Below are 12048 nucleotides of genomic sequence, written 5' to 3'. Positions count from 1 at the left end.
GTGCGGGTAGACGCCCAGGCGCAGCGCGGGGAACGCCGCCAGCCCCGCCCCCGCCACCGGGTAGTCCTTTCCCAGCTGGATGGCCCGCTCGTAGAGGACCTCCCGCCCGGACAGGTACACCTTGCCTTCGCTGCTGCCCGCGCCGCCCGCGCCCACCTCGTAGTTGAGGGTGAGGCGCAGGAAGCGCTCCTGGAAGGAGTTGCTGAGCGCCTCTCCCAGCGGGGAGAACATGGCCACCACGGTGATGGCCACCGTCGCCAGCAGCGTCAGGAGCAGCAGCCGGCGCACCGGCACGCGCCCCACCACGAGGCAGGCGGTGATGCCCGCGATGATGGCGACGGACCCGCCGCGCGAGCCCGTGAGCAGCGTCAGCATGACGCCGCTGGCTGCCACCGGAATCCACAGCCACGTCTGGCCCCGCCAGTACCAGAAGTAGAGCGCGCCCATGGTCAAGAGCCCCATGAGCCGCGCGAAGATGTTGGGCCCGCCGTTCATCACCGCGAGCCGCGCGCCACCGCCGCCCGCCAGCAATTGCTTGATGCCGGCGATGGCGAGCAGCCCCGTGGCCACCACGACGATGGCCCAGAACGTGTCCAGCGTCCGGGGCGCGGGCTGGCGCAAGCAGGCCAGCGCGAAGCCCACGCACATCACCGCCACGAGCATGACGTCGTAGACCTTGGTCAACGAGAAGTCGAAGTCGGGCGACCAGGTGGCGCTGGCGGCCATGTAGCCCAGGAAGGCCAGCATGGCCGCGATGAGCGGCGGGTCGAAGCGCGACTCGCCGGGACGGGCCTCGCGCCGGGCGCGGTGCAGCAGCCCCACCGCGGCGAACACCCCTCCGCAGATGACGATCCAGAGCCGCAGCTCCAGGAACAGGTTCGTCTCCACCTCCGCGGCGGCCAGCCGGTGCATGCCCCAGCGGCCCGCGAGCATGTAGAGGGCCGCGATGAAGCCCAGTCCTGTGCAGCGAATCCAGCTCACGGTGCGATCTCCCGGTGGGGCTTCAGTTCGCGGAGGGGTATTCGTATTGGTAGACGCCGCTCACCGCGCGGCCCGTCCGGGAGCGCGGCACGCCGTTGAGGACCACGCCCCGGGCCGGGACGCCGCTCTGCTCCAGTTGGTGCAGCGCGGTGGCCACCTCGCGCAGGGACTGGGCCGCCGCGCGCACCACGGCGAGCCGCACGCCCGCGTGCCGGCCCACGAGCGCCGCGTCCGTCACCGCGAGGATGCAGGGCGTGTCGAAGAGGACGACGTCGTACTCGGCCGCCACGCGCGCCACGAACGTGTCGAACGACGCGCTGGCCAACAGCTCCGCCGGGTCCGGAGGAAGCGCGCCCGCGCCCAGGAACGACAGGCCGGGCGCGGCCTCCTGGAGCAGCGACTGCTCCAGCGTCGCGGTGCCCCGCAGCACCTCATGGAGGCCAGGGAGGTGCGCCTCGCGGAAGCACCGGTGCAGCCAGCCGCCGCGCAGGTTCGCGTCCACCAGCAGCACGCGCTGGCCCGTCTCCGCCAGCACCCACGCCAGGTTGAGGGCGACGAAGGACGTGCCCGCGCCGGGGCTCGTCCCGGTGACGGCGACGACGTGGCTGCCCGCCTCCTTCATGGCCCGCTGGAGCCGCGTCCTGAGGCCGCGCACGCACTCCACGGTGACGTCCCGGGGGATGCTGCGCGCCAGGATGATGGAGGGGCTGCGGGGGGACGTCGCGCGGCGGGGACCGGTGGGGACGCTGGCGAGGACGGGCACCGCGAGCGCGGACTCCAGGGCCGCGGGGTCGGTGACGCCCGGGTGCAGCGACTTGCGCGCGAAGGCCAGCGCGACGCCGAACGCGAGCCCCAGCACGACGCTGACCGCGAACACGTCCGGCTTCGCGGGGCGCACGGGCAGGCGCGTGACCACGGGCACGTCGATGATGCGCGCGTTGGTGATGGTGCTCGACTTGAGCACCCGGTATTCCTGGGCCTTGTTGTTCAGCTGGAGGTAGAGCTCGTTGGCCACCTTCACGTCGCGCGTGAGCTGGGCGGACACCCGCTCCGCGTCCGGGATGCCCTTGAGCCGGGTGTCCAGCGCGGTGCGCTCCGTGCGCAGGCGCGCCAGCTTGCGCTCCGTGGCCAGGAGCAGCGGGTGGTGCTCGGTGAAGCGCTGGCGCAGCTCCGAGCGCTCCATCGCGAGCGTGGAGATGTCCTTGTCCAGGTCCGCGCTCCGGTTGAGGACGGCCTGCACCTCCAGCCCCAGGTCCACGCCACCCTTGCCGGCGCGGTAGTCGCGCAGCGCGGCCTCCGCCTGCTCCAGGCCCTGGCGCAGGCCGGGCAGCTGGCTGTCCAGGAACGACAGCGTGCGGCCCGCGTCGTCGCTGCGGCGCTCCACGTTGGAGCGCACGTACGTGTCCGCGATGGCCTGGAGCGTGGTGGTGGCCAGCACCGGGTCGGGCCCGTCCAGGGTCAGGTTGAGCACGCCCGTGCCGGCGCCCTTCTCCCCCATGCGCAGCGTGCGCTGCAGCTCCTCCACCACCGCGAGCTTCGAGCGGCGCATCACCTGGAAGCGCGTCCCCGGCCGGGCGTGCAGCTCGGTGACGAACAGCTCCACCTCGTGCGGCGCGCGCGCCTCCGTCTGGGCGCCGGTGCCCACGGCGCCGTTGAGCACGACGCGCCCCTCGGGGCCCCACAGCGTGTACGCGCCGTCCGCGCCCGCCACGAGCGTGAGCGGCAGGTCCTCCCACTCCGCGGGCACGTTCAGCCGCTCCACCTGGAGCGTCTCCCCGCCCCAGGCGTACGAGGCCCCGCCCCACCACGGCACCGCCGCCAGGTCCGGGCCCGGGTGCGCCCGGGCATGGGCCGCGCCCACCACCGGGAAGTAGCGGGGCTCCACGCTCACGCCCAGGTGCAGCGCGTCCGCCACGCGCCCCAAGAGGGCCCTGGAGCCCAGGACCTCCATCTCAGGGGCCGCCTGGCTGGGCACGTCTGGAATCAGCTCGTCCAGCTGTCCCAGGCTGCTGCTCTTCTGCTCGATGCGCAGGATGGCATTGGCCCGGTACACCGGCGTCGTGGTGAGCAGGTACAGCACGCCCAGGGCCAGGGCCAGGGCGACGGACGCCGCGATGGTGCCGCGGCGCTCCCCCAGGATGGCCAGGTATCTGCCCAATCCCAACTCATCATCCTGCGTGCCGGGGCCTGGGCGGGGCGGCGTCACGCGTTCGGGGGTGCTCGTCATGGGTTGTCGATGATGATGGTTCTGTCTCCGATATCCACTGCCTGCCAGAGCAGCTGAACTGTTGGCTGGATTTGCTGGATGATGCGATTCCAGCGCGTCAAGTCGTGCGCGGAGACGAAGACGACGTCGCGAGGTTGTAATTGGAACTGTGTCGCCAGCAGCAGCGCGTCCGGCGACTTGGCATCCAGCTTGAAGATGAAGGGACGCTCGAAGCTGCCGCGGATGACATACACGCGGCCCGGGTTGGAGGTGAGCGGGTCGAAGCCCTCGGTGTCGCCGATGGCCTCCGCCAGCGTCATCCGTCCCTTCACCATCACGCGCGAGGACGGTTTTCGGACCTCTCCCAGCACGAAGACCTTGTTGCGGCTGCGGTCCGCCACGTTGACGATGTCGCCGTCCTGGAGCAGCCAGTTCTGGCTCACGTCCCCCTGTTCGTAGAGGGCCTGCAGGTCGAGCGTGAAGGTGGTGCCGCCCCGGCTGAGGGTGACGGTGCGCAGGTCCGCCTCCGTGGAGAAGCCCTTCGCCTGGGCGATGGCGTCCTGCACGCGCAGGGGCACGTCGGTGACAGGCAGGGTGCCGGGGGCCACCACCTCGCCCGTCACCTGGACCTTCTGGCCTCGGAAGCCCACCACGCGCACGTCCAGCTGGGGCTTCTCGATGACGTTCGCCAGCCGCTGCGTGAGCAGCTCCCGGATCTCCCGCAGCGTCTTGCCCGCCACGGGGAGGTTGCCCACGTGGGGGTAGAACATGGTCCCGTCCGCCGCCACGGGATTGCCGACCGCCTCCGCGGGGCGGAACTCGCCGGCGGGGATGGTGAGCTCCGGGTGGTCCCAGACGATGACGCTCAGCACGTCGTGTGGCGTCACCCGGTAGTCATAGTCCGTGGCCACCCGCGCCAGCGGATCCACCAGGGGGGCGGGCCGCGCCTGCCGGCGCTCTTCCAGCTGGTGGCTGATGAGGGACGCGTCGATGGGGAGGATTTCGTAGGCGCCGTCCGCGCCGGCGTCTGCCTTTCCCGCATAGCGCTCCCGGAAGGCATCCTCGTCCATGTGCATTCCCGGGCCCCAGGCGCATGCGCTCAGGCAAGACACCGCGGCCAACAGCAAGACGTGTTTCATGGGCGGGCAATCTTCCGAAGGAAGCGTGCGAGCGTAAGCCCGAACAATGCCAAATGTCTGGAAGACGCTACGCCCCGCTGGCGAGGTGACACATGCCCTGCCCTGGGGGGCTGGAGTGGCGCGAAGCGCTGGAATCAGGACATCCGCGCTGCACCCCGGGGGGCGGTGACGGACCCCGGTTCCATTCACATACCCTCAGGCTGTCTCGGGCGCTGTCGGGCCCGCTCGTTTCCGCCCGGGGGAACACCCATGAATCCAGTGGCACCGTGGAGAGCCGTCCTCGTCCCTGACGGAGGCCAACGCGCCGTTTCGTCTGACTACTTCCGTTCCGAGCAGCACCTGCGCGCGGAAGAGGTGACGCACAGCCTCATCGTAGAGGATGGGGAGGGGCGGGCCATGCGGGTGCCGCTCATCGTGCGGCCCATCGAAGGGACGCACTACCGGGACGCGGTTTCTCCATATGGGTTTCCCGGGGCGGAGTTGAACGGCCTCTCCGAGGTGCCGGTGGACGGCATCGACTGGCGGGGCACGGAGCTGGTCAGCATCTTCCTGCGCGACCGCATTGGCGGGCCGTACTGCTTCGCGGGCGGCCGGCTGCGCACGGAGGTGTGTCTCATCGACCCGAAGCTTCCGGTGAAGTTCCGCAGCGACCACGGCGCGGACATCCGCCGCAACGCCCGGCGCGGCTACGCCAGCGCGGCGGTGCCGGTGAAGGACTCCACGCAGGAGCAGCGCGAGGCGCTCAAGTCCATCTACCGGCAGACCATGGACCGCAACCAGGCCGGGGAGCGGTACTACTTCAGCGAGGCCTGGTTCGAGGAGGTCTTCACCTGTCCCTTCGCGTGGCTGGTGACGACGCGCGCGCCGGACGGGGCGGTGGCCTCCTCCGCGCTGGTGGTGCTGAGCGACGGGCTTCTGCACAACTTCATTGGCGGCACGGCGGACGCGTACCTGGTGCACTCACCGGCGAAGAACGAGTTCCCGGTGATGGTGGAGCTGGCGGAGAAGCTGGATGCCTCCGTCCACCTGGGCGGCGGCGTCCGGCCGGGTGACGGCATCGAGCGGTTCAAGCGCGGCTTCGCCAACGCGATGTCCCAATTCTACACGCACGACCTCATCTGCGACCTGGAGGCATACGCACAGCTGTCCCAGGGGCATGCGGGCGAGGACTTCTTCCCCGCCTACCGCGCGCCCCGTTCCTGACGTCTTTGTGTGCCGGAGAGGTTCCCATGGTCCTGTCACTTCCCCAGCTCCGCGATGTCGCGGAGGCCCGCTTCACGTGTCTCACGGAGCGGGAGCTCGCCGAGCGCCGGCGAGAAGAGGGCGTTCGCGTCATCTCCCACCGGGGGCACTACTGGGAGCAGTCGGGGGCGCCCGGCTTCTTCCAGCCGGTGCACCTGCTGGCGCGGCTGACGCCGGACGAGGCCACGCCGCCCACGCCGCTGGCCTGGGGCTACCGCGCGGCGCTGACACCGGAGACGGCGAACGTCGCCACCGGCAAGGTGCCCGTGGTGCGGCTGAAGGACCTGGACACCTATGACATGGGCCGGTTGAACTCGAACCGGCGCAGCAAGCTGCGCAAGTGTCAGCGCACGGTGCGCATCGTCCAGCTCACGGGGCCGTCGCTGCTGCTGGAGCAGGGCTATCCCGTGGTGCGGGACGCGCTGACGCGCACGCAGCACAAGAAGATCCCCACGCTGGACGAGTACCTCAAGGGCCTGCGGCAGTACTTCGCGTCCGACCACTGGTGCGTGCTGGCGGGGATGGTGGACGACAAGCTGGGCGGCTACCTGGACGGCTACATCGTGGACGGCGTCGCGTATGGCTTCAGCGCCTACTACGCGACGTGGGCGCTGCCGACGAACATCTCCACCGGCCTCATCTACGAGTTCGCGCAGCTCTGCCGCCGGCTGGGGGCCCGGACGCTGGTGGGCGGACTGCATGCCCGTGAGGCGGCCCAGTTGGAGCAGTTCAAGGACGAGCTGGGCTTCGTCGTGGACCCGGTGCCCATCCATTGGGGCATGAACCCGCTGGCGCGCGCCTTCATCCGCTGGCGCCGCCCGCACGCGTACTACCGGCTGACGGGGCAGGCCTGAAGCCGGGCCGCTGGCGCCGGAGCGGAATCGGCGCCCGGGGATGCAATGGGACCCCTGGCCGGTGCGAAAAAGGGGGTGTGAGCTCCGCACCCGTCCTCGACTTCGGCCGTTACCTGGGCACGCCCCTCCAGCGCGTGGAGGTGGAGGGGCTGGTGCTCACGGAGAGCACGTATGCACCGGGCGTCCGGTTGCCGTCCCATGGACACCGGCACGCGGGCTTCCGGCTCACGCTGGAGGGGGGCTTCACGGACGTGGTGGAGGGCCGCGCGCGGGAGTGCGTGGCCCGGTCGGTCGCCTTCCAGGCGCCCGGGCTGGAGCACGCGCAGCGCATCCGGGACGTGCGCACGCGCACCTTCAACATCGACTTCTCGGAGGCGTCCTGGCGGTCGCGGAGCGCGCTCGCCGCGCGGTTGGATCCGCGGGTGGACCTGACGTCGGTGCGGCTGGCCACGCTGGGGGCGCGCGTGTACCAGGAGTTCCGGCGCGCGGATGACGTGGCGGCGCTGGCCATCGAAGGGCTGACGCTGGAGATGCTGGCGGAGGCGGTGCGCGCGTCGGCGCCGGTGCGGACTTCGGGCCCTCCGGCGTGGCTGGGGCGCGTCCGGGAGTTGTTGGACGCGGTGCGAGGGCCTCCGCCCACGCTCGCGGCGTTGGCGCGGGAGGCGGGGGTGAGCCCGCAGCGGTTGGGGCGGGCCTTCCGCCAGGCCTGGCGGTGCAGCCCGGCGGAGTACCTGCGCCGGTCGCGGCTGGAGCGCGCGGGCAGGGCGCTGCGCGAGACGGAGCGGCCCCTGGGCGACATCGCGCTCGACGCGGGCTACTGCGACCAGAGCCACCTGACGCGCGAGTTCCGCCGCCGCCTGCACCTCACCCCGGCGGAGTACCGGCGGCTGGCGGGACATGCATCCGGTTCCACGCGGTAGGTTTCGTCCAAGACGGCAGGGCACGGGCGGTCCTATCTCCCGGCCATGACCCTGCCATCGCATTCCTTCCGCCGCGCCGTGGCGCTCCTGTGTTCGGCGCTGATGTGGACCGCCTGCGCGGGTTCCCGTCCCGTCCCGGCGGCTCCGGAGCTGGCCGCGCGCCGCGTGGACTCCGGACGCACGCAGTGGGTGCTGCGTCCGTCGGAGTCGTACGACGCGCTGTGCCTGTTGAACCTGCTTCGCGGCGACGCGTTCTACACGCGCTTCCATCCGGCGGAGTTCCAGCGCTTCTCCGCGCTGCTGGGGGCTCGGGAGCAGGCCGCGCTCGCGCACCTCACCGAGCGGATGGCGAAGCAGGGCGGCAAGATGGTGGGGCCGTTCCTGACGCTGGTCTTCTCCGTGACAGGGGCCACCACGGTGGAGGGCCTGGCGGCGACGGTGGCGGACGATGCCGCGTGGAGCCGGATGCGCGCGGACTTCCTGGCCACGTCGTATGGGAAGGAGGACGGCTTCGCGGAGATGGAGGACGTGCGGGGGGACCTGGGTGTCCTGCTGGCGTTCCTGGAGCGCGTGGAGTTCCCCCGCATCTGGCGGGCGGAGTACCTGCCGCAGGTGGAGCAGGCCATCGCGGGGCTGGCGGCGAAGGTGGCGCCGCACGACGTGGTGGGCTGGGACGAAGCGGTGCTGGGCAGGGAGCTCCAGGTGGCGGCGTTGAGCGCGCACGTCCTGAAGTTCGCGAAGCCGCACGGCATCCGGGTGACGGGGTGGAACTTCCTCACGGACGCGACCTATCCCGCGGACGTCACCGTGAAGACGGCGGTGCATGAGCTGCTGCATCCGCCGTTCACGCGCGAGGGCGAACTGGACGCGAAGCTGTCCGCGCTGGAGGCGGACCCCTACTTCCAGCGGCTGGTGCGCGAGCATGACCCCGCGTTCGGCTACACCACGGCGCGCGGCCTGACGGAGGAGGACTGCGCGGAGGCCATCGACGTCTACGTCAGCGAGCGGGAGGGCCTGCTGCGCAACCGGGAGGGCCGGACGCTCACGGGGGCGGAGTTCTTCCGCGACCACGACGACGGCCTGCACGTCCTGGCCTTCGTGCTCTACGAGGAGCTGAAGCGCGCGGGCCCTTCACGCGCGGGGACGTACGAGGCCTTCCTGCTGGGCCTGTTCGAACGCGGCGTGCTCGAGCCCGGCGGGTTGGAGCGCCGCTTCCGCGCCTCCCCGGGGCACTACCCCGTGAAGGCGCTGGGCGAAGCGGCGGCTCCGTGACGACTCAGAAGCACTCGCGCGCGTCGGTGAAGGCCGGGCAGTACGTGTCCACGCCGTTGCACGACACGCCGCCGCACACCTTGGAGCTCAGGGGCTGCAGCGTGTAGGCGTTGAAGCCCGTGCAGCTCACGGCCGTGTTGGTCGACTCGCAGAAGAAGGACACGGTCGTCGGCGAGGGACAGTCCTTCCACTGGCCGTCGCACATCACCGCCTGGCCCTCCACGGCCTCACAGTGGTTGCCCGAGCAGGACACCGACGTCCCGCCAGGACACGCCGCCGTGCAGACGGCCATGGCCGTGACCTCGGACCCTTCCTGGGGCTGGAGCGCTTCCTCCGCCTCCATCGGGCCACCACACGCCACCGTCTGCAGGCCCAGCACCGCCATCGCGACAAACAGGAAACGCTTCATCAGACTCCTCCGGGTTTAAGTTGGAAAACGCAATATACCGGAAGAGTCCTGCGATTCACGCCGGCATCACGGCGGGGTGTCCTGGGCGGTGGTCTTGTCCAGGCGCTCCTGGAGGGCCTTCCAGCCGCGGTTGCCCGCTTCACGCGCGCGGTCGAGCGTCTCGCCCGCGCCCTGGGCCACCTGCTCCGGGGAGAGCGCCGCCGTGCGCTGGCGCACGCGGTCCATCCAGACGAGCGGGGCGTAGAGCTGCTTCGCCCGCTCCGGGCCCAGCAGCACGGTGAGCACGTGCTCCAGGCCTCCTGCGCGCGCCAGCAGCGTCCGGCCCAGGAGCACCGTCGCGCGGGTCTGCTGGAACAGCGGCAGGCTGTCCCCGTGCTTGCGCAGGGCCTCCGCGTTGTCGTGCACCTCGCGCCGTTCTGTCTCCTCCAGGTAGGGGCTGGCCGCGAGCTTGTCCAGGGACGCCGCCGCCTCTTCGTAGCGTCCGCGGCGGGTGTGGATGAAGGCCCAGCCCCACCACGTCAGCTCGTTCTCCACGCCTAGCGTCTGGAGCGAGCGCAGCCCTTGCTCGATGTCGTCCTCGGCGGCGCGTTCGCGCTTCAGGCCCATGCGGTTCCAGGCGCGCAGGAAGTGCCCGGCCGCGAGCGCCGCCTCCCGCGACTGCGCGGGCGTGCTGTGCTGGAGGGCGGGGAAGTCTTCGGGTGGAATGCGCTCCGCCTCGGTAAGGAAGGCGGTCAGCTCCTCCTCGGCGGCGTAGTGGTAGCCCGCCTGGCAGAAGGCGACGCCCCGGCTCGCCTGCACCGCCGCGCGCAGGGGCGCGGGCCATTCAGGGGTGGGCGTGGCGCGCGACAGTTCGTAGAAGGCGAGCTCCGTGGCAGGGATGCGGTCGGACTTCTCCGCGGCGTCCAGCGCCAGCAGGACCGCGGCGAGATAGGCGTGCTCCTGGCCCGCGTCGTAGGACGGCAGGGGCAGGGCCTCGCCGGAGGCCCACCGGTTCCACAGCAGGGGGAACTCATCCTCGTCGCGCGTCTGGAGCGTCTTGCGCGCCTTGTAGAAGGCGATACCCAGGTCCAGGTACGTGCGGGCCGCCGCGCGCGTCGCTTCGTCGGTGAGTGGCTTGTCCGGCAACGCGCGCGTTTCAGCCAGGGCCTTCCAGAGGAGGGCCACCTCCTCCGGGGCCTTGGGGTCCCCGTCCGCGCGCACGGTGAGCTTGAGCGCGCGGTAGGGCACGAGCGCGACGGAGTCACGGAGGCGTTGATCAATCTCCGCGCGTTCCTTCGCGGCGCGCTCGGCGTCCGTCTTCTGGCAGCCGCCGCACGCGGTGAGTCCCACGAGGAGGAGGGTGGCGATGCGGTGGCGCAGCCCCCGGTGTGCACGGACAGAGTCCTTCATGGCCGCGCACGGTAGCACCGGCTCCTCGTGGACGAGGCCTGTCTCCCCACCGAGGGGACTAGGGTGCGCGGCGGCGTACTGCGCAGGCGTCGTCACCAGCCGGTGTCCCAGGGCGCGCACGGCCTCGTCGAGCTCTGTGTACTCCTCCTCCGTGAGCATCCAGCCCCGGTACAGCAGCCGGAGGTGGCCGCGCTCCGGCACGCCCGTGAGCGCCCTCGCACGGTGATGCCTGACAGAACCGCTTCCGGAAGGCTTGCTTCACCGGGCGGCGGGCCCGTAAAGCGCCACTCCATGTCGAACCCTTCCGACCTCCTCCACGCCGAGCTGCGGTCCTACCTGCGCGGCTACCCGACGGCCTCCGTGTGCGCGGCGATGACGTGGCGGGGCGCGCTGCACGTCGAGGGGCTCCGGGGCAAGGGGACGCCTCCGGCCACGGACGCCCTCTTCTCCCTGGGGGCGCTCACGGAGGTCTTCACTGCGGCGCTCCTGTCGGTGATGGCGGAGCGGGGGGACGTGCGGCTCGACGAGCCCCTGGCGAACCTGATTCCCACGTCGCTCCTGAACGACGAGGTCGCGCAGCGCATCACGCTGGAGCAGCTGGCGACGCACACCTCCGGGTTGCCGCACCTGCCGCCGAACCTGGGCGCGGCGCCCGCGAATCCGGACGACCCGTTCGGGCACTACTCCGCGAGCCTGTTCGGCGAGTTCCTGCGCAACTACCACCCCCGGCAGCCGCCGCCGCACCCGTCGTCCGAGTCCTTCCTGGGGATGGGCGTGCTCGGCCACGCGCTCTCCCGGCGCATGGCGCTGAACTACGGGCACCTGATGCGGGACGTGCTCTGCAAGCCCATGGGGCTCCTGGACACCACGGCGCGCGTCACGGAGGAGCTGGCCCCGCGCCTGTTGCAGGGCCACACCGCGCGAGGCAAGCCCGTGCCGCCGTGGACCTTCCCGGCGCTCCCGGGCGGTGGTGCGATGCACTCCACGGTGGGGGACGTGATGCGCTTCCTGGAGACGAACCTGGGGCGGGGCGAGACATCCTTCACGAAGGCCCTGTACCGGATGCAGGCGCCTCGGGTGAAGGCCGGGTCCTTCCAGCGCGGCCTGGGATGGAATGTCTCCCAGGTGCGAGGGAAGGACGTGGTGTGGCGCTCGTCGGTGATGGGGGGCTACGTGGGCTTCATGGGGCTCAGCATCGCGGCGGACGCGGCCGTGGTCATCCTCGCGGACCACGGCTGGTCGCTGTTCTCCGCGCTGCGGGGGCGCGTGCCCCTGGAGGCGCCGGGGTTCGCGTTGATGTCGCGGTTCCTGCCGCCGTGAGGGGCTTCAGGGAATGGTGAAGCGGTAGAGCTGGAAGCCGCCCGAGGACGCCATCTCGAAGTCGCGCACGTTGCGTGGAGCGCCGGTCTCGCTGCGCTGTGCGAGCTTGAAGTCGCCGGTGCCGTTGCTGGCCTGGAAGCGGAACTCGTACGAGCCCGGCTCGGTGGGCAGCGGGGCCGCGGACATCTTGGTCACGGCCAGGTTGGCGAAGCCCGGCAGGGTTTCACCGTCCGGGCGGCGCACGGAGCCGATGGCGCGCAGGAAGGGCGAGCCGCCGGTCAGGATGAGGTACTGCGGGTCGGCGGTGCGCGCGGGC

The 12048-nt window shown here is 71.3% G+C and carries 11 protein-coding genes; 5 read left to right on the top strand and 6 right to left on the bottom strand.

The annotated features are described in order from the left end of the window. From D7X99_RS39885 to D7X99_RS39875, 3 genes are all read right to left on the bottom strand, one after another. Window positions 1–981: O-antigen ligase family protein (locus tag D7X99_RS39885; protein ID WP_121782316.1), on the bottom strand; the 981-nt coding region annotated here is incomplete at its 3' end. A 22-nt stretch (window positions 982–1003) separates the two neighbouring features. Beyond that, on the bottom strand, window positions 1004–3208 hold the full coding sequence (locus tag D7X99_RS44595; RefSeq protein ID WP_121782315.1) for a polysaccharide biosynthesis tyrosine autokinase: 2205 nt from the start codon (window positions 3206–3208) through the stop codon (window positions 1004–1006). After that, entirely contained in the window at window positions 3205–4326 is a 1122-nt protein-coding gene (locus D7X99_RS39875) for a polysaccharide export protein (protein ID WP_121782314.1), read from the bottom strand. Before D7X99_RS39875 ends, D7X99_RS44595 begins: the two co-directional genes overlap by 4 nt. Window positions 4327–4575: 249 nt before the next feature. On the opposite strand from D7X99_RS39875, the gene D7X99_RS39870 reads away from it, so the two are divergent. The 4 genes from D7X99_RS39870 to D7X99_RS39855 all read left to right on the top strand — a co-directional run bounded on the left by D7X99_RS39870 (window position 4576) and on the right by D7X99_RS39855 (window position 8614). Beyond that, entirely contained in the window at window positions 4576–5529 is a 954-nt protein-coding gene (locus D7X99_RS39870; protein WP_121782313.1) for a GNAT family N-acetyltransferase, read from the top strand. 26 nt (window positions 5530–5555) lie between these two features. After that, complete coding sequence (locus D7X99_RS39865; RefSeq protein WP_121782312.1) at window positions 5556–6422, top strand: hypothetical protein; 867 nt, start codon at window positions 5556–5558, stop codon at window positions 6420–6422. Window positions 6423–6499: 77 nt separating this feature from the next. After that, entirely contained in the window at window positions 6500–7342 is an 843-nt protein-coding gene (locus D7X99_RS44590) for a helix-turn-helix transcriptional regulator (RefSeq protein WP_121782311.1), read from the top strand. A gap of 45 nt (window positions 7343–7387) precedes the next feature. Beyond that, a complete protein-coding gene (locus tag D7X99_RS39855; protein WP_121782310.1) occupies window positions 7388–8614 on the top strand; it encodes a hypothetical protein in 1227 nt (408 codons plus the stop codon). Window positions 8615–8618: 4 nt separating this feature from the next. On the opposite strand, the gene D7X99_RS39850 is transcribed toward D7X99_RS39855, so the two are convergent. Both D7X99_RS39850 and D7X99_RS39845 read right to left on the bottom strand, forming a co-directional pair. After that, window positions 8619–9023, bottom strand: coding sequence for a hypothetical protein (locus D7X99_RS39850; protein ID WP_121782309.1), 405 nt, complete (start codon window positions 9021–9023; stop codon window positions 8619–8621). A gap of 66 nt (window positions 9024–9089) precedes the next feature. Further along, a complete protein-coding gene (locus D7X99_RS39845) occupies window positions 9090–10613 on the bottom strand; it encodes a hypothetical protein (RefSeq protein WP_233614133.1) in 1524 nt (507 codons plus the stop codon). Between the two features lie 90 nt (window positions 10614–10703). On the opposite strand from D7X99_RS39845, the gene D7X99_RS39840 reads away from it, so the two are divergent. Then, a complete protein-coding gene (locus D7X99_RS39840; protein ID WP_121782308.1) occupies window positions 10704–11732 on the top strand; it encodes a serine hydrolase in 1029 nt (342 codons plus the stop codon). Between the two features lie 6 nt (window positions 11733–11738). On the opposite strand, the gene D7X99_RS43015 is transcribed toward D7X99_RS39840, so the two are convergent. Further along, window positions 11739–12048 (bottom strand): hypothetical protein (locus D7X99_RS43015; RefSeq protein ID WP_158627148.1); only part of this gene is annotated, 310 nt, incomplete at its 5' end.

Origin of the sequence: Corallococcus sp. AB032C (assembly GCF_003668935.1) — a bacterium.
Classification (GTDB): domain Bacteria; phylum Myxococcota; class Myxococcia; order Myxococcales; family Myxococcaceae; genus Corallococcus; species Corallococcus exiguus.
Note: the sequence above shows the minus strand (reverse complement) of the source record. Positions and strands in the feature narration are given on the sequence as shown.

Bases quoted from the DNA above. Each gene is read 5' to 3' on its own strand.
- D7X99_RS39875 (WP_121782314.1), bottom strand. From the start codon at position 4,326: ATGAAACACGTCTTGCTGTTGGCCGCGGTGTCTTGCCTGAGCGCATGC.
- D7X99_RS39870 (WP_121782313.1), top strand. From the start codon at position 4,576: ATGAATCCAGTGGCACCGTGGAGAGCCGTCCTCGTCCCTGACGGAGGC.
- D7X99_RS39865 (WP_121782312.1), top strand. From the start codon at position 5,556: ATGGTCCTGTCACTTCCCCAGCTCCGCGATGTCGCGGAGGCCCGCTTC.
- D7X99_RS39855 (WP_121782310.1), top strand. From the start codon at position 7,388: ATGACCCTGCCATCGCATTCCTTCCGCCGCGCCGTGGCGCTCCTGTGT.
- D7X99_RS39840 (WP_121782308.1), top strand. From the start codon at position 10,704: ATGTCGAACCCTTCCGACCTCCTCCACGCCGAGCTGCGGTCCTACCTG.
- D7X99_RS44595 (WP_121782315.1), bottom strand. From the start codon at position 3,208: ATGACGAGCACCCCCGAACGCGTGACGCCGCCCCGCCCAGGCCCCGGC.
- D7X99_RS39850 (WP_121782309.1), bottom strand. From the start codon at position 9,023: ATGAAGCGTTTCCTGTTTGTCGCGATGGCGGTGCTGGGCCTGCAGACG.